The sequence below is a fragment of the Lachnoanaerobaculum sanguinis genome (assembly GCF_033242365.1).
GTDB classification, from domain to species: Bacteria; Bacillota; Clostridia; order Lachnospirales; family Lachnospiraceae; genus Lachnoanaerobaculum; species Lachnoanaerobaculum sanguinis.
On sequence record NZ_BTHK01000005.1, the window covers coordinates 107,810 to 129,820 of the forward strand.

Below are 22,011 nucleotides of genomic sequence, written 5' to 3' on the forward strand. Positions count from 1 at the left end.
TTTGAGACTGGTTAGCTTGGCAAGCGGAAGTGACGGAAATTCCACTTACATTGGCAGTGAGAATACTCATATTCTGGTGGATGCGGGTATTTCAAATAAAAAAATAGAGACAAGACTGAACGAATTGGGGCTTTGCGGAAAAGATATTTCAGGAATATTTTTGACACATGAACATAGTGACCATATATCAGGTCTGGAAGTCTTTGTAAGAAAAAATGAAATTCCTGTATATGCATCAGAAGGTACGCTCAGATATTTAAAAGAAAGAGATAAATACTCTAAAATTAAAGATTATTTTCATATAATACAATCAAAAAAATATACAAGTTTGGGAGATTTGGAAGTTTTGGCATTTGATATAGACCATGATGCAAATGAGCCCTTCGGGTACAGGGTGGAATGCGAAAATAAAAAAATTGCGGTAGCTACAGACCTCGGAAGATATACAAAGGATATTGTCGATAATCTTTCAAATCTGGATGCGTTACTTATTGAAGCAAATCACGATATCAGAATGCTTGAAACAGGTCCATATCCATATGAGCTTAAGAGAAGAATATTAAGTGAAAGAGGACATCTTTCCAATGAAAATTCGGGAAAGCTTATATGTGAGATCTTAAATGAAAATATAAAGAAAATCTTTTTAGGACATCTTTCAGATAAGAATAATCTTCCGGAACTGGCTCTTGAAAGTGTAAGATATGAAATTTTTGCAGATGAGAGACCTTACAATCCGAAAGATTTTGATATAGAAGTGGCAAAAAGAGATGCATTATCTGAAATTTGCTATGTGTAATGTTAGGAATGGAGAATTTTATGAACAAAGTCATAATAACTGTGGTGGGCAAGGATACAGTAGGTATTATAGCAAGAGTATGTACATATCTTGCAGAAAATAAAATAAATATATTGGACATATCACAGACAATAGTAAGCGGATATTTCAATATGATGATGATTACAGATATGGAAAACGCCACTGTAAAATTTACAAAAGTTGTTGAGGATCTGGATGTACTCGGGGATGAGATCGGAGTAAAGATAAAAGCTCAAAAAGAAGAAATTTTTGAATCCATGCACAGACTCTAGGAGGAATTATGCTGAATATGTTTGAAGTAATAGAGACTAACGACATGATCGACAAGGATCTGTTGGATGTCAGAACTATTACTATTGGAATAAGCTTACTTGACTGTATAGACAAAGACCTAAATAAGCTTTGTAAAAATATATATGATAAGATAACAAACACCGCAAAGGACCTTGTAAGAGTAGGTGACGAAATATCAAAGGACTTCGGTGTACCTATTGTAAACAAGAGAATATCGGTCACACCTGTCGCCTTGGTGGGTGGAAGCGCCTGCAAGACAAAAGAAGACTTTGTACAGATAGCAAAGACACTTGATAAGGCTGCAAAGGACCTAGGTGTAAACTTTTTGGGGGGATATTCAGCCATAGTTTCAAAGGGAATAACTGCGGCTGACAGACTTCTTATCGAGTCAATACCACAGGCAATGAATGAGACGGACTTTATTTGCAGCTCTGTAAACTTGGGATCAACAAAGACAGGACTTAATATGGATGCTGTAAGGCTTATGGGAAAAATAGTAAAAGACACCGCAATTATGACAGCCGACAGAGATTCTATCGGTTGTGCAAAGCTTGTGGTATTTTGCAATGCTCCTGATGACAATCCTTTTATGGCAGGTGCATTCCATGGTGTTACAGAGGCCGATGCCATTATAAATGTAGGTGTCAGCGGACCGGGAGTTGTGCGTGCGGCTTTAAAGAGAGCCGAAGGCGAAAACTTTGAGGTGCTTTGTGAGACTATAAAAAAGACGGCATTTAAGATTACAAGAGTCGGACAGCTTGTGGCAAGAGAAGCGTCAAAACGACTTGGTATTCCTTTCGGAATAATAGATCTTTCATTGGCACCGACACCTTCCGTAGGAGATTCCGTAGCTGAAATACTTGAAGAAATCGGACTTGAAAGAGTAGGTGCACCGGGGACTACAGCGGCACTTGCACTTTTAAACGATCAGGTGAAAAAGGGCGGTGTTATGGCCTCTTCATATGTAGGAGGACTTTCAGGTGCATTTATTCCTGTATCGGAAGATCAAGGTATGATAGATGCGGTGAATGCCGGAGCTTTGACTTTGGAAAAGCTTGAGGCAATGACCTGCGTATGCTCTGTAGGTCTTGATATGATTGCCATACCCGGAGATACTTCGGAAGAGACAATAGCAGGTATTATAGCTGATGAGGCGGCTATCGGTATGATAAATCAAAAGACTACTGCAGTAAGACTTATACCTGTTATCGGAAAAGGCGAGGGTGAAGTGGTAGAGTTTGGAGGACTTTTAGGCTATGCGCCTATAATGCCTGTAAACAGCTTCTCATGTGAGAAATTTGTAAACAGAGGTGGCAGAATACCTGCACCTATACATAGTTTTAAAAACTAAATTTAATATCAAAAAACAGGCATATATCATTGATATGCCTGTTTTTCAAATTCAATTCATATTACTTCAACATCTTAAATCCCGGGAAGTAGCGGAAGATTACCTTTGCAATTATTTTCTCTTTATATACATATGGGTGTACCCATCTTCTGGAGTCTGCAGAATTGTTTCGGTTATCACCTAAACAAAAGTAAGCTCCGTCAGGTACTTCAAAATGCATATCGGCCTCGGGTATCATAGGCTCCTTTATATAATCTTCTTCAAGCGGAGTTTCGGAATTGTTCAAATACACTTTGCCGTCCTTGATATCTACAATATCTCCCGGCTCACCGATAATTCTCTTTACATAGTATAGACTCTCATCATCAGGGAATTTAAATATTATGATATCCCCACGCTTCGGTTCCTGGAAAAGATAAGTGAGTCTGAATCCGACAACTCTGTCCCCTGTCATTATAGTATTTTCCATAGACGCAGACGGTACTCTCGAATTTGCTATAATAAAAAGGTTTAAAACAAGCGCTATCACAGCAGCTACCACTATTATAGAAATCCAACTGAAAATTTCTTTTACAACGTCAAAATCTGAATTGTTATTCATCATCTTCTCCAATCTAATTTTCTCTCACAATTTTTTCTTTATTTGAACTCATACTATTTTACGATAATTGAATTTATAATACAACCAAATGATAAAATAATTATGAAAATAATAATAAACATATTTTGGAATACTTTAAATATCTTGAGTTTTGTTTTATGGTATAATAATAGAAGTAAAAAAGTATAATGAAGTATAAAAATAATAAGTAATAATAGTCATATTTAAACAGTGTAGTTTATAACATTTACTTTCATGTTTTGCAAAAGAATAGTATAATCTATGTAAATGTTATGGAGCGGATAAGTAGGCAGTATATTATCTGAACTGTTACTCATAATGTTAGAAGGAAGGGTTAGGCTATGGATAAGAATTTATATGATTTGATGGATTGGGCAGCGATAGAGGAGATCACTTATTCAGAATGTGACAGACCAAAGAAGATTCTCGGTTCACATAGAGTGGATGGAGGTTTTTTGGTTCAGGCTTTTATACCAAGTGCAAAAGAGATGGCGTTGTTGATTGACGGGAACAAAAATCCTGTTGCAATGCAATGTATGGATGAAGCCGGATTTTTTGCATGCTTTGTGGGAAGAAAGCAGGAGTTTAAATATAAATTTATAGTTAAATATGATAATGAAGCAGAACAGACCATATCAGATCCGTATTCCTTTGACAGTATATACTCCGAGGAAGATTTATCAAAATTTGATGCCGGAATCAACTATGAAATCTATGAGAAAATGGGTGCAAAGCCTATGACAATCTCAGGAGTGGAGGGTGTAAACTTCTCGGTATGGGCACCTGAAGCTATGAGAGTATCTGTTGTAGGTGATTTCAACCTTTGGGACGGCAGAAGACATCAGATGGAGAGACTCGGTGATTTCGGGGTTTTTGAAATATTTATACCCGGAGTTAGTGTAGGCAGCCTTTATAAATTTGAAATAAAGACAAAAAAGGGAGAGCCTATGCTAAAGTCCGACCCTTATGCATTTTATTCAGAGCTTAGACCGAATACTGCAAGTATAGTTGCGGATATTTCAGGCTTTGAATGGAGTGATGAGGATTGGATGAAAGACAGAGAAAATATCCAATCTACAAAGGTGAATGAATCTGCAGCAATGAATATCTATGAATTACACCTTGGTTCATGGATAAGAAAAGAAATGCAGTATTATGAGAACGGTGAGGAAGTAAACGGCTCTGTATTCTATAATTATCGTGAGATAGCACATAAACTTTCTGTTTACGTAAAGAAGATGAATTATACACATGTGGAGATTATGCCTGTAATGGAGCATCCGCTTGATGCAAGTTGGGGCTATCAGGTGACAGGATATTACAGCCCTACAAGCAGATACGGTACACCGGATGATTTCATGTACTTTATAAACTATTTACATAAGAAGGGAATCGGAGTAATACTTGATTGGGTACCTGCTCATTTCCCAAGAGATTTGCACGGCCTTGCATGTTTTGACGGAAGTCATTTGTATGAGCATGCAGATCCCAGACAGGGAGCACATCCGCATTGGGGTACATTGATATATAATTATGCAAGACCTCAGGTAAGCAACTTCCTTATTTCAAATGCACTTTTCTGGGCGGATAAATACCATGTTGACGGTATAAGAATGGATGCGGTAGCTTCAATGCTCTACCTTGATTACGGTAAGAACTCGGGAGAGTGGGTTGCAAATATATATGGCGGCAATGAAAATCTGGATGCTATAGAGTTCTTAAAGCATCTGAATTCAATTTACAAAAAGAAAAATCCTTCAAGCCTTTTGATAGCCGAGGAGTCTACAGCATGGCCTAAAGTAAGCGGTGATTTAAATGAAGGCGGACTTGGATTTGACTATAAGTGGAATATGGGTTGGATGAATGACTTCCTTGAGTTTATGAAGCTTGACCCATATTTTAGAAGCGGAGATTATAATGCTTTGACATTCTCGCTTTTTTATCACTACAGTGAGAACTTTATTCTTGTTTTAAGTCATGATGAGGTGGTTCACGGTAAGGCTACTCTTGCAGGAAAGATGCCGGGAGCAACTCAGGAAGAAAAGTTTGCAAACCTCAGAGCGGCATACGGATATATGATGACTCATCCGGGAAAGAAGCTTCTTTTTATGGGACAGGAATTCGGTCAGATGAATGAGTGGAATGAAAATGTATCACTTGAGTGGAATCTGCTTGATTACGATATTCACAGTAAGATGCAAAAGTATTCAAAGGCTTTGAATAAACTGTATCTGGATTATCCTGCACTTTATAAGCTTGATTATAATCCTGACGGATTCGAGTGGATAAACTGTACATCAAAGGATGAAAGTACGGTTGTATTCCTTAGAAAGACCGAGAATGAGGAAGACACATTGGTTGTGGTATGCAATTTCACACCGGTTGTTTATGAAAGAGAAATCGGTGTTCCATATAAGGGAACATATACCGAGATCTTCAATTCAGATGATAAGAAGTATGGCGGAAGCGGAGTCGGAAATAAGAGAGCGAAGAAATCTGTTAAGAAAAAAGTGGACGGCAGAGAAAATTCACTTAAGATAAAGGTTCCTCCAATGGCTACAATAGTATTTAAGTGGGCGAAATAGTGGATTTTTATAATATATTAAAAAGCTTTACCGGAATTTATATGACCGGTGAAATAAGTTCAAGTTTACCGAGTATTTCTGAAAGTGAAGTTGCCGAGTCTGTAGCACAGGATATAGAAAAGCTTAAACCAAGTGTTATGATGCAGACTTTAAAAGAGCTTTCTCCGGTATTATTGGCAATAGCCTATAATATTGTAATAGTGATAATTACATTTATTATTGCCGGTCAGGTGATAAAATTTTTATCACGAATGCTTGAAAAGTTTCTGAAAAAGATAAATGTTGATTTGACTGTAAGAAAGTTTCTTCTGTCAACGCTGAAAGTATTACTGTACGCCATGGTAGTACTTGGACTGGCCGGGAGACTGGGAGTAAATCAGGGCAGTGTGGTAGCGATACTTGGTTCTGCAGGTGTTGCGATAGGACTTGCATGGCAGGGAAGCTTAAGCAACTTTGCAGGTGGAATGATAATACTTTTCAGCAGGCCTTTTGTCAGAGGTGATTATATAATCACACCGAAGGCCGAGGGTATTGTAGATACAATAGGAGTAATATATACAATACTTTTGACGGCCGATAATAAGAGAATATCCATACCCAACGGTGCGCTTGCAAACGATGTTATAACAAATGTTACTGCGAATGATACCAGGAGAATAGATATTCAAGTAGGTGTGTCATATGATTCCGATATCAGAAAGGCAAAGAAGCTTATAAAAGACGCCATTGATGAAAACGGGCTGATATTAAAAAATAAAGAGATTTTAACATATGTTAGCGATTTGGCATCATCTGCTGTAATCCTTGGTGGAAGAGCCTGGTGTAAGACTGATGATTATTGGACCGTCAAATGGGGCCTTATAGAAGAAATTAAGGTTAAATTTGATAAAAACGGAATAGAGATTCCTTACAATCAGTTGGAAGTACATTTAAAAGACAATTCTTACGATAAATAAATTTTTACAAGAGCTGTTATACAAAAGTCTATAATGTGAGTTGAGCAGATGATCAACATATATTATAGAATTTGATTGGTATAGCGGCTCTTTTTATATAAGTATAAAATATTTCTATACTATAGTAGAGAGATAATGTATTGATAATAACACTTTATCATGGTAGTAAAATAAAGTGTTGACAGATATACTTTAGTATGCTACCATAATGAACTATAAAGAGAAAACAAAAGTCAAAGAAAGTTATGAGGTGTATTTATGAAAAAAATTTATTTACTTGGAATCTTAGCAACAATTATGTTGGCAGGTTGTTCATCAGCAAAGACTGCAGAGAGCACATCAGCATCAGCAGATACAAGTGCGGTGGAGAGTAAGTCGGATGATACTACCACAGCGGCATCAGAGAATAAGTCTACTTTCACAGTGGGATTTGATCAGGACTTCCCACCTATGGGCTTTGTAGGAGATGACGGAGAGTTCACAGGATTTGACCTTGAGCTTGCAGCTGAAGTTGCAAAGAGAATAGGCAAGGAAATCAAATATCAGCCTATAGCATGGGATGCAAAGGATATGGAGCTTACATCAGGAAACATTGACTGTATCTGGAACGGCTTCAGTATTCAGGGTAGAGAAGATAAGTACACATGGTCAAAACCATATATGAAAAACGATCAGGTATTTGTTGTAAAATCAGATTCAAGTATTGATTCAATAGAGGATCTTGCAGGAAAGACTGTAGAGGTTCAGACAGATTCATCAGCAGAGGCGGCGTTGAAGGAAAACACCGAACTTGCAAATACTTTCGGTAAATTACAGACTGTAGCGGATTATAATACAGGTTTTATGGATCTTGAGATGGGCGGTGTGGATGCCATTGCAATGGACAGTGTAGTAGCAAACTATCAGATTACAAAGAGAGGAGGAAACGGATTTACAGTACTTGATACACCTCTTTCAAGTGAGGAATACGGTGTCGGATTTAAGCTTGGAAATGAAACTTTAAAAAATGAAGTACAAAAAGCACTTGAAGATATGAAAGCGGACGGAACAATGAAAACTATTTCAGAAAAATGGTTTGGTAAGGATGTTACAACTTTAGAGTAAAATTAAGACGCCGACAGATATATGCCGGCGTTTTCTTTTTCTTATAGATATAAGACTTTTATTTTGCAATTCTGCAAAGCTTTAAGAAATAACTTATGGTAGGATTGTAAAATAAAGGATATAATAGTAAGATATTTACACTGATTGGAGATTTTATGAATATTCTTGATATTGCATTAAAGCTTGTACCCGGAATGTTGGTCAGTATACAGATATTTTTTATCACACTGTTACTTTCACTTCCGCTGGGATTGTTGGTTGCCTTCGGCAGATTGAGTAAAATAAAGTTTATTTCATATCTGTGCAAGGTATATATTTCAATAATGCGCGGTACACCGCTTATGTTACAGCTGATGGTTGTATACTTCGGACCATATTATATTTTCGGAGTATCAACTTCAGGAAATTACAGGATAGTTGCCACCATAATCGGTTTTGTGGTAAATTATGCGGCATATTTTGCAGAGATATACAGAAGCGGAATTCAGTCCATGCCAAGCGGACAGTACGAAGCCGCAAAGATATTGGGATACAGTAAATCTCAGACTTTCTTTGTTATAATACTGCCACAGGTAATAAAGAGAATTTTACCGTCTATAACAAATGAGGTAATAACTTTGGTAAAGGATACATCTTTGGCCTTTACAATAAGTGTGGCGGAGATGTTTACAATGGCAAAGGCACTCGCAAGCAGTACAACAAGTATGTTACCCTTTGTGTGCGCCGCATTGTTCTATTATATATTTAATTTAATAGTAGCGTTTGTAATGGAAGCAATAGAGAAGAAATTAGAATATTACAAGTAGGTGATTATGTCATTATTAAGTATGAAATCAGTAAAGAAATCCTTTGGCGGTGTGGAAATTTTAAAGGATATATCACTGGAAGTAAAAGAAGGTGAAATTTTGAGTATTATAGGTCCGTCAGGTTCAGGCAAATCCACACTTTTGCGCTGTGCTACATTATTGGAAGAAATGGATGACGGAGAACTTAGCTATAACGGAAACTCGGTTTGTAAAAGTGTAGGCGGTAAGGCGGTTTATGAGAGCCAGAGTAAATTGAAAGAAATTTCTGAATGCTTCGGCCTTGTATTCCAAAACTTCAATCTCTTCCCACATATGAATGTATTGCAAAATATCTGTGATGCACCGATAAGAGTACAAAAAAGGGATAAGGAAGAAGTGAAAGAAGAAGCCTTTTCTCTGCTAAAGAAGATGGGGCTTGAGGACAGAGCCGAAGCATATCCTTATCAGCTTTCAGGCGGTCAGTCTCAAAGAGTCGCTATTGCCAGAGCACTGGCGCTAAATCCGAAGATACTTTTCTTTGATGAGCCGACATCCGCACTCGATCCGGAGCTTACGGGAGAAGTTCTCAGAGTAATAAAATCTTTGTCCGATTTAAAAATTGCCATGGTCATTGTTACACATGAGATGGCGTTTGCTAAAGAAATATCCGACAAGGTAATATTTATGTCTGACGGAGTGATAGTTGAGTCGGGAACTCCTGAGGAAGTCTTTGCATCAACTAATGAAAGAATGAAGAACTTTATAGGTGCATTAAGCAAATAAACAAAAAGGTGGATAATATGAAATACATAGTTATACTTGGAGACGGAATGGCGGATAAAGATATTCCTGAACTTGGCAATAAGACAATACTTGATGTGGCTAAAAAGCCAAATATTGACTCTCTTAAGGGCGTGCTCGGTATGGCAAGAACAGTGCCGAAGGAGCTAAAGCCGGGAAGTGATGTGGCAAACCTTGCAGTAATGGGATATGATCCTCTTAAGTGCTATACGGGTAGATCACCACTTGAAGCTGTAAGTATAGGTATAAATATGAAAGCAACAGATGTTGCAATAAGATGTAATCTGGTTACTCTATCAGATGAGGAGGATCCGAAAAAAAGAACAATGCTTGACTATTCTGCCGGTGAGATATCCACTGAGGAGGCAAGAGAGCTTATTGAAACAGTGGAAAAAGAGCTTGGAGATGAGGAATTCAAGTTTTATCCCGGAATATCATACAGACATTGTTTGATATGGGACAACGGAAAGACCGGACTTGATCTTACACCTCCTCATGATATATCTGACAGAGTAATAGGTGAATACTTACCGAAAAATGATAAGATTTTATCTCTTATGGAAAGAAGCTATAATATCTTAAAGGATCATCCTGTGAATTTAAAGAGAAAGGCGGAGGGAAAAAATCCTGCAAACTCCATATGGCTTTGGGGAGAAGGTACCAAACCTAATGTAGAAAACTTTGAAAAGAAAAACGGACTTAGGGGTGCGGTTATCTCAGCTGTGGATCTTATAAAAGGTATCGGCATTAGCGCAGGAATGGAGAGCATCGATGTGGAAGGTGCTACAGGTACTGTGGACACAAATTATGAGGGTAAGCTTGCAGCTGCAAAAAAGACTTTGCTTGAGGACGGAAATGATTTCTTATATATTCATCTGGAAGGACCGGATGAGTGCGGACATCATGGAGATACTGAAGGTAAGATATCAGCGGTGGAGCGAATCGATGAAAGAGTTGTAGGACCTCTTTGTGAGGCACTTAGAGAAGCAAACGAAGACTTTGCAATGCTTATAATGCCGGATCATCCGACACCTATCGAGACCAAGACTCATTCTTCAGACCCTGTTCCTTTTAAGATATACAGATCAAATAATGAAACGGATGTTGCAATAACTTATACGGAAAAGAATGCAAAAGAATCCGGAATATTTATAGAGGAAGGATATACACTTTTAGAGAAGTTTATCAATAATAAATTATAAGATATGGAGTCGCTTACCGGCGGCTCTTTTATTTTACTTGATATATGGTTTTTAATACTATATACTGATGTTATGAAAACCAATAAAGAAATTATCAATGATATGATAAAGCATTTTGAGGGCTTGGATATTGTAAAATCGGAAGATATACCGGATATTTCTTTGTATATGGATCAGATGACAAGTTTTATTGACGAGGAGCTTGAAAGTTTCAAACGAGAGGAGGATGATAAGCTTCTTACAAAAACCATGATCAATAATTATACGAAGAACAAGCTTTTGCCGCCTTCCGATAAGAAAAAATATACCAAGAATCATGTGATGCTTCTTATACTTATATATTTTTACAAGAATGTACTCTCCTTTGCGGATATTAAAAGGCTCTGTGATTTGAGTATATATAACAGCTTTGATAAGGGAGATGAGTCTTTGTCGAAGCTGTATGATATTCTGGTTCACATAGAGGATGACAAAAAAAACGAGATTGTAGATGATTTGAAAAAAAGACTTGAGTATGCAAAGAATAAAGTGGATGCCTTTGACAAAAAAGATGAAAACGTTGAGTTATTTACTTTTTTATCAGATATTGTAATGGAAGTATATTTTAAGCAACATTTAATTGAATATATTCTGAATAAAATTTGAGCCGAAAGATATGAATAAGTAAGAAAATTTTAACTGTACATATACACTCAAATTACATATACTTATAGTATAAATATATTTGTATCATATGATATGATACAAAAAATATAAGGAGGAATATATGAGGTTAGCTAAAAAAATAGCTGTTTTCGGAACTATTTTATTATGTTCACTTTTATCAAAACCTGCTTATGCTGCAAATAAAACTATTAGCTCAGTCACGATAAAAGTAAATTCGGATTTGAGTATAGGAGATCGTACAGATAATCTAAGTATAAACTACGGAAGTAGCTCAGGCGGAGATATAAATGTATATACCACATCCGACAGATTCAATATAGCGGATGCCGAGATTACAAGCGGAAGAAGCAGTCTGAACATAGGTGATGAAGTAAAGATGAAAATAACTTTGGAAGCAAACAGCGACTATTCATTTAAGGGAACATATTCATCTTCAAACATATCTGTGAACGGTGGAAAGTTTCTTTCTTCATCCAAGAAAAACGGTGATTTGGTAGTAAATATCAAGTTAAATCCGTTAAAGGGAACTTATGAAGCCCCTGAGGATGTAGAGTGGAAGGACAGCGGTATAGGTATTGCCAAGTGGGATGAACCATCTGAGACTTCAGGATACTATGAACTTATACTGTTGCGTGGAAGTACACAGGTCACAAGAGTTGAAAACTACAAGGGCAGCAATTATAACTTTAGAAATGATATGACTCAAAAGGGTACATATAAGTTCAGAATCAGAACGGTTTCACATGGAGATAAGGACTATGGAAGACATTCGGAGTGGATTACTTCAGATGAATTCTATCTGGATGCTTCAAATGTCTCAACAGGAAATAATAATGTAACAACTCAGGTTGGAAACGGCATAGGCTGGAATAAATCGGGAGATACATGGTATTTCAGATTCCCTGACGGAAGTCTTAAGACAAGCGGATGGGAATATATAGCAGATAAATGGTATCTTTTTGATGATGCCGGCAGAATGCTTACAGGTTGGCAGAAGGTCGAAGGAGAGTATTACTATATGAATTCCTACGGATATATGACAACCGGTTGGCAGCAGTCAAACGGTAAGTGGTATTACATGAATGCTGAGGTTCCAAGAGGTAAGATGCTAAGCAATACATGGCTTCACAGCAGTGACGGAAAGTATTACTACCTTGACAGCAACGGTGCTATGTGTGAGGGATGGACACAGATCAGCGGAAACTGGTACTATTTCTATCCGGGCTCGGGATATATGGCTACAAATACAACAGTTGATTCATTCAGACTCGGCGCAAACGGTGCATGGGTAAGATAAGTATAAAAAGAGGAAGGGGATTACCCTTCCTTTTATAATTCTCTAAAATGAAATTCTTTATTTCCGTTTGCATAGTCTGCAACGATATCGCCGTTTCCATAGAGCTTGTATTTGTAAGTACAAAGACCTTCAAGTCCTACAGGACCTCTGGCATGAAGCTTTCCGGTACTGATACCCACCTCGGCTCCGAAACCGTATCTGAATCCGTCGGCAAATCTTGTGGAACAGTTCTTATATACATTTGCGGAATCAACTCTGCTCATAAAATAATCTGCATTGGCATCTATATTTGTAAGTATGGCATCTGTATGATGTGAGCCGTATGTATTTATATGAACAATTGCTTCATCAATGCTTTTTACAGGTTTTACATTGATAGTCTTTTCAAGATATTCCGTATGGAAAGACTCATCATTTGCAAGATTTGCATTATCAAAATATGACAAAACATCCTTGTCGGCATATACCTTAATGTCTGCCGCCACAAATGCTTTATTAAGTTCCGGTAAAATCTTTGAAACCGCTCTTTCATGAACCAACAAAGTCTCTGTAGTATTACATGCGGAAGGGTACTGAGTCTTTGCATCTATCAAAATCCTTACAGACTTTTCGAGATCAAAGTCCTCATCCACATATGTATGACATACACCGTCGGCATGTCCCATAACAGGAATATTTGTATTGTCCATAATATATTTTACAAAAGAGTTTGAACCTCTGGGTATAAGTAAGTCCACATATTCACTGCAGCCAAGTAACTCGCCAACATCACTTCTGGCTTCAAGCTGTATAAGTATATTTTCAGGCAATCCGGCTTCTAAAACGGCTTCTTTTATACTTTCAAAAAGTGCTCTGTTTGTAAGCTTTGCTTCACTGCCGCCTTTAAGTATGGCTGCATTTCCGCTCTTTATACATAAAGAAGCAATCTGAACAAGGGCATCAGGTCTTGCCTCAAAGATAACTCCTATAACACCTATCGGAGTTGTGGTTCTGGTAAGTGTAAGTCCTGCATCAAGCTCTCTTTTTAATGTAATCTTTCCTATAGGATCTTCCATCTTTATAAGATCATTGATACCTGCTATAACCGTATCCATCTTATGCTCGTCAAACAAAAGTCTTGAAAGTATGGAAGAGGATATATTTTCAGCCTTTGCATTTTCAATATCCTTTTGATTTTCCAAGAGAATATGTTCTCTGTTTTTGTTTAAATTTTTAATAATATTTTGAAGACAGTTATTTCTCATCTCATTGCTGCTTGCCATAAGAATAAAACTGTCCGCTTTCACCTTTTTTGCAATCTCTTTCATAAATCTCCTTAAATGCTCAATCTATAATTAAGATATATTAATTAATAAATAATTGCAAGCAATTTATTTAAAAATAAATTGTATAAGAAACATATAAAGTATTGTTCCTGCAGAGATGGAAAGAATCATCTGTCTTTTCCAAAAATGTAATATTACAATAACCGCAATGCTTATGGCTTCAGGCAAAGCATGGAACTCATTAAATATTGATACATCTTTAAGAGAATATACCACTAAAAGTCCAAGTACCGCTGCCGGCAAAACCTTGCCCAGATACTTTATATATGAAGGAGTTTCTTTGTTTGCCGGAAAAACTATAAAGGGTAAAAATCTGGTTATCATTGTGGCAAATGCTACGATTAATATTATTATAAGCTGTTGTATTTTACTCATGTTTTTCCAATCTCCCTCTAAGTAATGTAAGTACACTAAGTATTATAATCATTGAAGGAATGATAAAGTTTGTACCTTTAAAAATTATCAGACATATAAACGAAATAAAAAGTCCGATTACAGAGGCGCTGTGATCCTTTTCTTTAAGCCAATTTTCAAGGAATATAACCACAAAGAGTGCAGTCATAACAAATTCTATTCCTTTGGTATCAAAGGGGATAAAGCTTCCGAATATTCCGCCTATAGTAGCACCTGCTACCCAATATATCTGGTTTAACATGGTTACAAAGAACATAAACAAGCCCCTGTCAATGTCTTTCGGAACATCTACCGTGGCATTAATTGAGAAGGACTCATCACACATGCCGTAAATTAAATAAAGTTTCTTCCATCCCGGAATATTATATTTTTCAAGCATTGAAAGACCGTAGAATAAATGTCTTGCATTTATCATAAGTGTAAGGAAGAAGATGTTTACAGGATCAAAGCTCCCAAGCAACCATGAAACGGTAGCAAACTCCACAGAGCCTGCAAATATAATAAAACTCATAAACATCGGATAGTAAAATTTAAAACCGGATTGATTCATATATATGCCATAGGCAATACCTAAGAATAAAAATCCGGCCAAAATAGGGATTGTATTTGGAAATGCCGCAAAGAAAGCGGCCTTTATCTTATTTTTAGAAACCATAAAAACTCCTTGTAAATTAAATCAAGATACAAGTTTACTACCCGAATATAAAAAAATCAATAAAAAATGTATACCCGCATGATATGGGTATACATATAAAAACATTTTATTTCTTCAAACACTCAACAATCTTGTCAGCCATTGCAACTACATCGGCGTATTGATCCTCTGTAAGGAGAGATTTGATGCTGATTGTTTCCTCGGCAATATTTACCTTCTTTAACTGACCTATAATCTCACGCATGCTCTTGCCTGCAGTAAGAGCCCATGAACCGTTCTCAACCACGAAAACATCTCTGTTCTGGAAGTTATGTGCAACAAGGTCCATAAGAAAGTTTTCCATAGGAGTGAAAAGTCCGCCATTGTAAGAAGAAGAAGCAAATACAAGTACCCTTGCTCTGAAAGCTTCTGAAAGGAGGTAAGATACATCAATTGATGAAATATCAAGAACCTTTGTATTTCTGATACCTCTTTGTGCTACCAGAGTGGCAAGTAATGTTGAAAATTCTTCTGTATGTCCGTAAACGGAACCTGAGAAGATAACCACCTCATCATCCTCAGGAGAATATGAACCCCAAGTCTGATACTTTTTGAAACATGCAAGTATATCTTCTTTTCTTCTATAAATAGGACCGTGAAGTGAACAGATAAGCTCTATATCCAAATCGGCAAGTTTCTTTAATATATTTAATACCTGTAATCCGAACTTTCCAACAATATTTGCATAATATCTTCTGGATTCGGGATACCACTCGCATTCATAATTCAATTCATCTGCGAATATATTTCCTGAGAGTGCACCGAAGCAACCGAAAGCATCTGAAGAGAAAAGCGCTTTTGATTTCTCATCATATACCATCATTACCTCAGGCCAGTGAACCATCGGAGCAAAATAAAATTTAAATGTATGCTTGCCTGTGCTCAATGTGTCGCCTTCTTTTACTTCCAAGAATCTGTGGTCCAAAGAGAAGTCAAAGAACTGACCGATCATTGTCTTAATCTTTGCATTACCTACTATCATCATTTCAGGATGCATATTTAAAAGATCGCCCAAAGTAGCCGCATGGTCAGGCTCCATATGTGTTATTACTACGTAGTCAAGGGGTCTGTCACCAAGTGTTGCCTTTAAGTTCTCAAAGAATACTTCCTCTACAGATCTGTCAACAGAGTCAAAGAGTACAGTTTTTTCATCCAATATAACATATGAGTTGTAAGACATTCCGTTCGGAATAGGATAGGCATTCTCAAAAAGTCTCTGCCTTCTGTCACTTCCACCTACATAATATAAATTGTCCTTAATACATTGTTCCTGATGCATAATTCCTCCATATACATTTGCATATATAAAGCAGCCGAAGCTACTATATCATTAAATAACTTATTCTTACTGTTTTACAACTAATAGTATAATGCAAAAGTTTATATTTGCAAGATTTTTATATAATACAATTTTTTAAAGTTTTATTTTGCTGTGAGTTTTGTGGATTTAATGACTGTAAAAACAAATTTTAACGAAAATGGGCGGAATATTGTATACAAGATTTTGTTAAAAATCACTATTATCATCTTTTTAGTAAGAAAATATCAAAAAATCAATGTAAAAGGTAAATAATTTTCTTTTTTATGCTTTGCTATATTATATGAATATGGTATAATGGTGAGCGGAAAATACAGGAAAATACATATGGAGGTTTTTACGTATGGCAAATAAGTGGGTATACCTTTTTACAGAAGGTAACGCAACAATGAGAAATCTTTTGGGTGGTAAGGGTGCAAACCTTGCAGAGATGACAAATCTCGGTTTACCTGTACCTCAGGGATTCACAATCACAACAGAAGCATGTACTCAGTACTATGAGGACGGCGAGAAGATAAATGATGAGATCATGGGTCAAATCATGGAGAATATTACTAAGATGGAAGAAATCACAGGAAAGAAATTCGGTGATAAGGAAAATCCTCTCTTAGTTTCTGTTCGTTCAGGTGCAAGAGCATCTATGCCGGGTATGATGGATACAATTCTTAACCTCGGTCTTAACGAAGAGGTTGTAGAGGTTCTGGCTGCAAAGTCAGGTAACCCAAGATGGGCTTATGACTGCTACAGAAGATTTATCCAGATGTTCTCAGACGTAGTTATGGAAGTTGGTAAGAAGTATTTTGAGGTTCTTATCGACCAGATGAAAGAGAAAAAGGGAGTTACACAGGACGTTGACCTTACAGCTGAAGATTTGAAGGAACTTGCAAATCAGTTCAAGGCTGAGTATAAGTCAAAAATCGGTTCGGATTTCCCTTCAGATCCTAAGGAACAGCTTATGGCTGCCGTTAAGGCCGTATTCCGTTCATGGGATAACCCACGTGCAAATGTATATCGTCGTGACAATGATATTCCATATTCATGGGGTACAGCAGTTAACGTACAGATGATGGCATTCGGTAACATGGGTGATACATCAGGTACAGGTGTTGCATTTACAAGAGATCCTGCTACAGGTGAGAAGAAGCTCATGGGTGAGTTCCTTATGAACGCTCAGGGTGAGGACGTTGTTGCAGGTGTTCGTACACCACAGCATATCGATCAGTTGAAGGAAGTAATGCCTGACGTTTATAACGAGTTCGTTGAGATCTGCCATAAGCTTGAGGATCATTACAGAGATATGCAGGATATGGAGTTTACTATCGAGGATAGAAAGCTTTACATGTTGCAGACAAGAAACGGTAAGAGAACAGCATTTGCCGCACTTAAGATTGCATGTGACCTTGTAGATGAGGGTATGATTGACGAGGCTAAGGCTGTATCAATGATCGAGCCTAGAAACCTTGATACACTTCTTCACCCTACATTTGATACAGAGGCTGTTAAGAAGGCTACACCTATCGGTAAGGGTCTTGCCGCTTCACCGGGTGCTGCAAGCGGACAGATCGTATTTACAGCAGAGGATGCCAAGACATGGGCTGATGCAGGTAAGAAGGTTGTTCTTGTAAGACTTGAGACATCACCTGAGGATATCGAGGGTATGAAGGCTTCACAGGGTATCCTTACAGTTCGTGGAGGTATGACATCACACGCAGCCGTTGTTGCTCGTGGTATGGGTACTTGTTGCGTATCAGGTCTTTCAGAGATTATTATGGATGAAGAGAACAAGAAGTTCGAGCTCGGCGGAAAGACATTCCACGAGGGAGATGTTATCTCATTCGACGGTACAACAGGAAATGTTTATGACGGTGCTATCCCAACTCAGGAAGCTCAGATCGCAGGTGAGTTCGGAAGAATCATGGGATGGGCTGATAAGTATAGAAGACTTAAAGTTCGTACAAACGCAGATACACCTGAGGATGCAAGAAAAGCAAGAGAGCTTGGTGCAGAGGGTATCGGACTTTGCCGTACAGAGCATATGTTCTTTGAGGGCGACAGAATTGACGCATTCAGAGAGATGATCTGTTCAGATACAGTAGAAGAGAGAGAGAAAGCTCTTGAGAAGATTTTACCTGTACAGCAGGGAGATTTCGAGAAGCTTTACGAGGCACTTGAGGGTAACCCTGTTACAATCAGATTCCTTGATCCGCCACTTCATGAGTTCGTTCCTACAGAGGAAGCTGAGATTGAGAAGCTTGCAAAGACTCAGGGCAAGAGCGTAGCACAGATTAAGGCTATCATCGCTTCACTTCACGAGTTCAACCCGATGATGGGACACAGAGGACTTCGTCTTGCAGTAACATATCCTGAGATTGCGGTAATGCAGACAAAGGCTGTTATCAGAGCTGCTATCAATGTAGCTAAGGCTCATCCTGATTGGAACCTTAAGCCTGAGATCATGATTCCGCTTTCATCTGACGCTAAGGAGCTTAAGTACGTTAAGGATATCGTTGTTAAGACAGCAGATGAGGAGATTGCGGCAGCAGGCTCAAACATCAAGTATGAAGTTGGTACAATGATTGAGATTCCAAGAGCATGTCTTACAGCTGATGAGATCGCTAAGCAGGCTGAATTCTTCTGCTTCGGTACAAACGACCTTACACAGATGACATTCGGTTTCTCAAGAGATGATGCAGGTAAGTTCCTCAATGCTTACTATGACAGAAAAATCTTCGAGAACGATCCGTTTGCTAAGCTTGACCAGGTTGGTGTCGGCAAGCTTATGAAGATGGCTATCGAGCTTGGAAAGCAGACAAGACCTGAGATCCACGTAGGTATCTGTGGTGAGCACGGTGGAGATCCTTCATCAGTTGAGTTCTGCCACAAGATCGGTCTTGACTATGTGTCATGTTCACCGTTCAGAGTGCCGATTGCAAGACTTGCAGCAGCACAGGCAGCTATTGCTGAGAGAAAGTAATATAATATATAGATACATTTTGGAGCAGACGCGAGGGCGTCTGCTCTTTTTTGTAGGTTCTTTGTCAAATGTTGGGGTGGGTTGATTTTTCAGCTCACTTTTTATTTTACAAAATGTTTTAATAAATAATATCACCTTACAACTCATCTTAAAAAACAATTCTTAAATGAATCTCAATATTTTTTTATCGAATAACAATACATTTTTATTGCTAAACATTAAATTATATGTTATCATGTTCCCAGTATTAATGAATTTTTTACAGCTTGTAAATATCTATATGTAAAGTAGGAGGTTGTGATGAATTGGACACAAAATAAAAGTATAGCTTTATCTAAGGTATGTGTATTTGTTTTTGCCATATTGGGTATACTGCTTAATATTTACATACACCATGATATAAAATTTATTATCTTAAGGCGCATTTATATTCCTCTTTCCAAGGAAGAACTTATCGGAAAGTATATCATTTTCAGTATGATTGCTGTTTACATACTTGATATACTTGCTTATACCGCACTGTTTCTCCTATATAAGCTCTTATGTAATATACATAAGTCTAAAGTATTTATAGCAGAAAATGTCAAGTATCTTAGAATGCTTTCATGGTGCTGTTTTATTGTCTCATTTGTATGCTTTATTTTAACATTTTTCTATCTACCTTTTGTATTACTTGTTACAGGCTCTGCATTTATGGCTCTTATACTGAGAGTAGTTAAGAATGTCTTTACAGAGGCTATAGAAATAAAGCAAGAAAATGAGTATACCATATAAGGAGAAAAGTTATGATTATGGTAAATATAGATGTGGTAATGGCAAAAAGGAAGATGTCTGCCGGAGAGCTTGCCGAGCGAATAGGTATCACAGCTGCCAATTTGTCCATTCTTAAAAATAATAAAGCCAAGGCGGTACGATTCTCCACTTTGGAGGCTATATGCAGAGAACTTAACTGCCAAGTGGCAGATATACTGGAATACATACCTGACGAAAACTAAAGGAGGTCTTTAACATGAGCGAAAATTTATCAGATAATTATACAGCTATAAATTCAGATAATGATATAACTGCAAATGCAAACAATAATGTATCTGACAGTTCAAACAACACTGCAAGTGCAGGCAATAATATAGCTGACGGTTCAAACAACACTGCAAGTGCAGGCAATAATATAGCTGACAGTTCAAACAATACTGCAAGTACTCCCACAGTCGGCATTAATATGGAGTCTGAAACTTCAAATAAGACTCCAATAAAAAAAGAGCCTAAATATAAGTTTGAAACGTTAGATATAATAATGCTGCCCGTTGTATTTATACTCGCATTTTTATGCATAAAATATTATAACTTAAATACAGGTATGGTAACTTTAGGTTTGGGAGCTACCTTATACATAGTACTTTATGTTATCTCAGTGCTTGCATATGCTAAATTAAAGGCTGTTAAGTTCAATAGTGAAAGTATTATTTTATCGGTACTTATGATACTTTTAGCCATAAGCTTTACTGTTTTTTATAACTATTCCCTTAATATATTTATGCAAATAGCTATGAATTTTATGCTTATTTACCTTCCTGTAACGGTATTTAACAAGCTTATAAAAAGCGAAACTTCAGCGCTTATATTATATGACTATATCAATGCACTTGTATTTATTCCTATACATAATGCTACTTCTTTTTGGATTTGCATGTTTTCAAAGAGGGGAAAAAGCACTTCAAGTACAAAGACTAAGTACTTTTTGCATATTTTTCTCGGACTTTTGATTGGTACTCCGTTTATAATGATTGTCATTTTCCTGCTTTCAAGTGCAGATGCTACTTTTAAAAATATTTTTGACCATTTATTCAACTTCGATATCAATGTTCCTGAAAATATAGGAACTCTTATATGGTCACTACCTATGGCAACCTACCTGTACGCACTTATCTACGGAAGTTCCATAGAGGATAATTCAAAGTCCTTTAATATAGATAAGTTTAATAAAACCATGGATAATGCAGCTTTCATACCAAGATTTAGTTTATATACCGTTAATGCAGTTATTTGCTGCTTTTATATTCTTTTTATAGGAATACAGGCTATATATTTTATAGATATTTTAGGCGGTTCTTTGCCGGCTGATTTTACCTATTCAGAATATGCAAGACGAGGATTTTTTGAACTTCTGGCTGTTGCCTTAATCAATATAGTATTTATTGCGGTAGCTAAAATTTTTTCAGTTAAAAATGAAAATAATAAGTATTTGCGTATTCATATAATCCTAAATTCAATATTAACATTGGCACTTATATCGGTTGACTTTGCCAAGATGTATCTGTATATAAGCACTTATGGACTTACAACACTGCGCATAATTCCAAGTGTATTTATGATTTTCTTATGTTTTGTATTTGCCTTTATCATAATGGGAGAATTTAAGAAGAGCTTTCCTGTTACCAAATTAAGTTTCTATGCAGGAAATATACTTTTTGTACTTCTTTGTCTTGCCAATATAGACGCAGTGGTTGCCGGGTATAATCTTAATGCCTATATGAACGGTAATCTGCCATACTATGATATATATGATCTTAGGGAAAGTGATATGGCTGCAATGCCTGTTATTTACAAGGCTTGGAAAAACAGTTCCGATAAAGAACTTAAAGATAAGCTACACTTCTGCGCAGAAGGTATCATGGGGTATTATTCTTTTGATATAGATGAACCTATCAGTTATAATTACTCCAGAAATAAGGCTTTCGAAATAAAAAAACATATGAATCTAAATTAAGGTTCTTTGTCAAGTGTTGGGGTGGGTTGATTTTTCAGC

The 22,011-nt window shown here is 37.0% G+C and carries 20 protein-coding genes; 15 read left to right on the plus strand and 5 right to left on the minus strand.

Annotated elements, in window-relative coordinates:
• The first annotated feature begins 1 nt into the window (after nucleotide 1).
• The 3 genes from SBH76_RS04765 to SBH76_RS04775 are packed head-to-tail and all read left to right on the plus strand — an operon-like array spanning nucleotide 2 to nucleotide 2,462.
• On the plus strand, nucleotides 2-796 hold the full coding sequence (locus SBH76_RS04765) for an MBL fold metallo-hydrolase (protein ID WP_314758093.1): 795 nt from the start codon (nucleotides 2-4) through the stop codon (nucleotides 794-796).
• 20 nt (nucleotides 797-816) lie between these two features.
• Nucleotides 817-1,089: an ACT domain-containing protein gene (locus SBH76_RS04770; RefSeq protein ID WP_290649071.1), complete on the plus strand. Its 273-nt coding sequence runs from the start codon at nucleotides 817-819 to the stop codon at nucleotides 1,087-1,089.
• An 8-nt stretch (nucleotides 1,090-1,097) separates the two neighbouring features.
• Nucleotides 1,098-2,462, plus strand: a complete 1,365-nt coding sequence (locus tag SBH76_RS04775) for a PFL family protein (RefSeq protein WP_317976980.1) — start codon at nucleotides 1,098-1,100, stop codon at nucleotides 2,460-2,462.
• A gap of 61 nt (nucleotides 2,463-2,523) precedes the next feature.
• Here SBH76_RS04775 and lepB read toward each other — a convergent pair whose 3' ends face one another.
• Nucleotides 2,524-3,063, minus strand: a complete 540-nt coding sequence (gene lepB / locus SBH76_RS04780) for a signal peptidase I (RefSeq protein WP_009662907.1) — start codon at nucleotides 3,061-3,063, stop codon at nucleotides 2,524-2,526.
• A gap of 362 nt (nucleotides 3,064-3,425) precedes the next feature.
• Here lepB and glgB point away from each other — a divergent pair, with 362 nt between their 5' ends.
• The 8 genes from glgB to SBH76_RS04820 all read left to right on the plus strand — a co-directional run bounded on the left by glgB (nucleotide 3,426) and on the right by SBH76_RS04820 (nucleotide 12,480).
• Nucleotides 3,426-5,669, plus strand: coding sequence for a 1,4-alpha-glucan branching protein GlgB (gene glgB, locus SBH76_RS04785; RefSeq protein WP_317976981.1), 2,244 nt, complete (start codon nucleotides 3,426-3,428; stop codon nucleotides 5,667-5,669).
• 41 nt (nucleotides 5,670-5,710) lie between these two features.
• Complete coding sequence (locus SBH76_RS04790) at nucleotides 5,711-6,625, plus strand: mechanosensitive ion channel family protein (RefSeq protein WP_314098768.1); 915 nt, start codon at nucleotides 5,711-5,713, stop codon at nucleotides 6,623-6,625.
• Nucleotides 6,626-6,883: 258 nt separating this feature from the next.
• A complete protein-coding gene (locus SBH76_RS04795) occupies nucleotides 6,884-7,729 on the plus strand; it encodes an amino acid ABC transporter substrate-binding protein (protein WP_317976982.1) in 846 nt (281 codons plus the stop codon).
• A gap of 155 nt (nucleotides 7,730-7,884) precedes the next feature.
• Nucleotides 7,885-8,535: an amino acid ABC transporter permease gene (locus SBH76_RS04800; RefSeq protein ID WP_128673216.1), complete on the plus strand. Its 651-nt coding sequence runs from the start codon at nucleotides 7,885-7,887 to the stop codon at nucleotides 8,533-8,535.
• A 6-nt stretch (nucleotides 8,536-8,541) separates the two neighbouring features.
• On the plus strand, nucleotides 8,542-9,297 hold the full coding sequence (locus tag SBH76_RS04805; protein ID WP_009662918.1) for an amino acid ABC transporter ATP-binding protein: 756 nt from the start codon (nucleotides 8,542-8,544) through the stop codon (nucleotides 9,295-9,297).
• A 17-nt stretch (nucleotides 9,298-9,314) separates the two neighbouring features.
• Complete coding sequence (locus SBH76_RS04810; RefSeq protein ID WP_317976983.1) at nucleotides 9,315-10,517, plus strand: cofactor-independent phosphoglycerate mutase; 1,203 nt, start codon at nucleotides 9,315-9,317, stop codon at nucleotides 10,515-10,517.
• Nucleotides 10,518-10,589: 72 nt separating this feature from the next.
• Nucleotides 10,590-11,162, plus strand: coding sequence for a DUF1836 domain-containing protein (locus SBH76_RS04815; protein ID WP_317976984.1), 573 nt, complete (start codon nucleotides 10,590-10,592; stop codon nucleotides 11,160-11,162).
• Nucleotides 11,163-11,283: 121 nt separating this feature from the next.
• Nucleotides 11,284-12,480 (plus strand): N-acetylmuramoyl-L-alanine amidase family protein, encoded by a 1,197-nt coding sequence (locus tag SBH76_RS04820; protein WP_317976985.1) that lies wholly within the window; start codon nucleotides 11,284-11,286, stop codon nucleotides 12,478-12,480.
• A gap of 32 nt (nucleotides 12,481-12,512) precedes the next feature.
• Here SBH76_RS04820 and SBH76_RS04825 read toward each other — a convergent pair whose 3' ends face one another.
• The 4 genes from SBH76_RS04825 to SBH76_RS04840 all read right to left on the minus strand — a co-directional run bounded on the left by SBH76_RS04825 (nucleotide 12,513) and on the right by SBH76_RS04840 (nucleotide 16,192).
• Nucleotides 12,513-13,787: a glutamate-5-semialdehyde dehydrogenase gene (locus tag SBH76_RS04825; protein WP_317976986.1), complete on the minus strand. Its 1,275-nt coding sequence runs from the start codon at nucleotides 13,785-13,787 to the stop codon at nucleotides 12,513-12,515.
• A 63-nt stretch (nucleotides 13,788-13,850) separates the two neighbouring features.
• Complete coding sequence (locus SBH76_RS04830) at nucleotides 13,851-14,180, minus strand: branched-chain amino acid transporter permease (RefSeq protein ID WP_317976987.1); 330 nt, start codon at nucleotides 14,178-14,180, stop codon at nucleotides 13,851-13,853.
• On the minus strand, nucleotides 14,173-14,874 hold the full coding sequence (locus SBH76_RS04835; RefSeq protein ID WP_317976988.1) for an AzlC family ABC transporter permease: 702 nt from the start codon (nucleotides 14,872-14,874) through the stop codon (nucleotides 14,173-14,175). Before SBH76_RS04835 ends, SBH76_RS04830 begins: the two co-directional genes overlap by 8 nt.
• A 106-nt stretch (nucleotides 14,875-14,980) precedes the next feature.
• Complete coding sequence (locus SBH76_RS04840) at nucleotides 14,981-16,192, minus strand: FprA family A-type flavoprotein (RefSeq protein WP_317976989.1); 1,212 nt, start codon at nucleotides 16,190-16,192, stop codon at nucleotides 14,981-14,983.
• Nucleotides 16,193-16,574: 382 nt separating this feature from the next.
• Between SBH76_RS04840 and ppdK the strand changes: the two genes are divergently transcribed.
• From ppdK to SBH76_RS04860, 4 genes are all read left to right on the plus strand, one after another.
• Nucleotides 16,575-19,205, plus strand: coding sequence for a pyruvate, phosphate dikinase (gene ppdK, locus SBH76_RS04845; RefSeq protein WP_314098708.1), 2,631 nt, complete (start codon nucleotides 16,575-16,577; stop codon nucleotides 19,203-19,205).
• A 300-nt stretch (nucleotides 19,206-19,505) separates the two neighbouring features.
• The gene (locus SBH76_RS04850; RefSeq protein WP_007590662.1) at nucleotides 19,506-19,979 is read left to right on the plus strand and encodes a DUF2975 domain-containing protein; all 474 of its coding nucleotides are present in this window, start codon (nucleotides 19,506-19,508) and stop codon (nucleotides 19,977-19,979) included.
• A gap of 11 nt (nucleotides 19,980-19,990) precedes the next feature.
• Entirely contained in the window at nucleotides 19,991-20,200 is a 210-nt protein-coding gene (locus SBH76_RS04855; RefSeq protein ID WP_007590663.1) for a helix-turn-helix domain-containing protein, read from the plus strand.
• 14 nt (nucleotides 20,201-20,214) lie between these two features.
• On the plus strand, nucleotides 20,215-21,972 hold the full coding sequence (locus tag SBH76_RS04860; protein ID WP_317976990.1) for a DUF4153 domain-containing protein: 1,758 nt from the start codon (nucleotides 20,215-20,217) through the stop codon (nucleotides 21,970-21,972).
• Nucleotides 21,973-22,011: the final 39 nt, after the last annotated feature.

Bases quoted from the DNA above. Each gene is read 5' to 3' on its own strand.
- SBH76_RS04770 (WP_290649071.1), top strand. From the start codon at position 817: ATGAACAAAGTCATAATAACTGTGGTGGGCAAGGATACAGTAGGTATT.
- SBH76_RS04775 (WP_317976980.1), top strand. From the start codon at position 1,098: ATGCTGAATATGTTTGAAGTAATAGAGACTAACGACATGATCGACAAG.
- lepB (WP_009662907.1), bottom strand. From the start codon at position 3,063: ATGAATAACAATTCAGATTTTGACGTTGTAAAAGAAATTTTCAGTTGG.
- glgB (WP_317976981.1), top strand. From the start codon at position 3,426: ATGGATAAGAATTTATATGATTTGATGGATTGGGCAGCGATAGAGGAG.
- SBH76_RS04790 (WP_314098768.1), top strand. From the start codon at position 5,711: ATGACCGGTGAAATAAGTTCAAGTTTACCGAGTATTTCTGAAAGTGAA.
- SBH76_RS04795 (WP_317976982.1), top strand. From the start codon at position 6,884: ATGAAAAAAATTTATTTACTTGGAATCTTAGCAACAATTATGTTGGCA.
- SBH76_RS04800 (WP_128673216.1), top strand. From the start codon at position 7,885: ATGAATATTCTTGATATTGCATTAAAGCTTGTACCCGGAATGTTGGTC.
- SBH76_RS04805 (WP_009662918.1), top strand. From the start codon at position 8,542: ATGTCATTATTAAGTATGAAATCAGTAAAGAAATCCTTTGGCGGTGTG.
- SBH76_RS04810 (WP_317976983.1), top strand. From the start codon at position 9,315: ATGAAATACATAGTTATACTTGGAGACGGAATGGCGGATAAAGATATT.
- SBH76_RS04815 (WP_317976984.1), top strand. From the start codon at position 10,590: ATGAAAACCAATAAAGAAATTATCAATGATATGATAAAGCATTTTGAG.
- SBH76_RS04820 (WP_317976985.1), top strand. From the start codon at position 11,284: ATGAGGTTAGCTAAAAAAATAGCTGTTTTCGGAACTATTTTATTATGT.
- SBH76_RS04825 (WP_317976986.1), bottom strand. From the start codon at position 13,787: ATGAAAGAGATTGCAAAAAAGGTGAAAGCGGACAGTTTTATTCTTATG.
- SBH76_RS04830 (WP_317976987.1), bottom strand. From the start codon at position 14,180: ATGAGTAAAATACAACAGCTTATAATAATATTAATCGTAGCATTTGCC.
- SBH76_RS04835 (WP_317976988.1), bottom strand. From the start codon at position 14,874: ATGGTTTCTAAAAATAAGATAAAGGCCGCTTTCTTTGCGGCATTTCCA.
- SBH76_RS04840 (WP_317976989.1), bottom strand. From the start codon at position 16,192: ATGCATCAGGAACAATGTATTAAGGACAATTTATATTATGTAGGTGGA.
- ppdK (WP_314098708.1), top strand. From the start codon at position 16,575: ATGGCAAATAAGTGGGTATACCTTTTTACAGAAGGTAACGCAACAATG.
- SBH76_RS04850 (WP_007590662.1), top strand. From the start codon at position 19,506: ATGAATTGGACACAAAATAAAAGTATAGCTTTATCTAAGGTATGTGTA.
- SBH76_RS04855 (WP_007590663.1), top strand. From the start codon at position 19,991: ATGATTATGGTAAATATAGATGTGGTAATGGCAAAAAGGAAGATGTCT.
- SBH76_RS04860 (WP_317976990.1), top strand. From the start codon at position 20,215: ATGAGCGAAAATTTATCAGATAATTATACAGCTATAAATTCAGATAAT.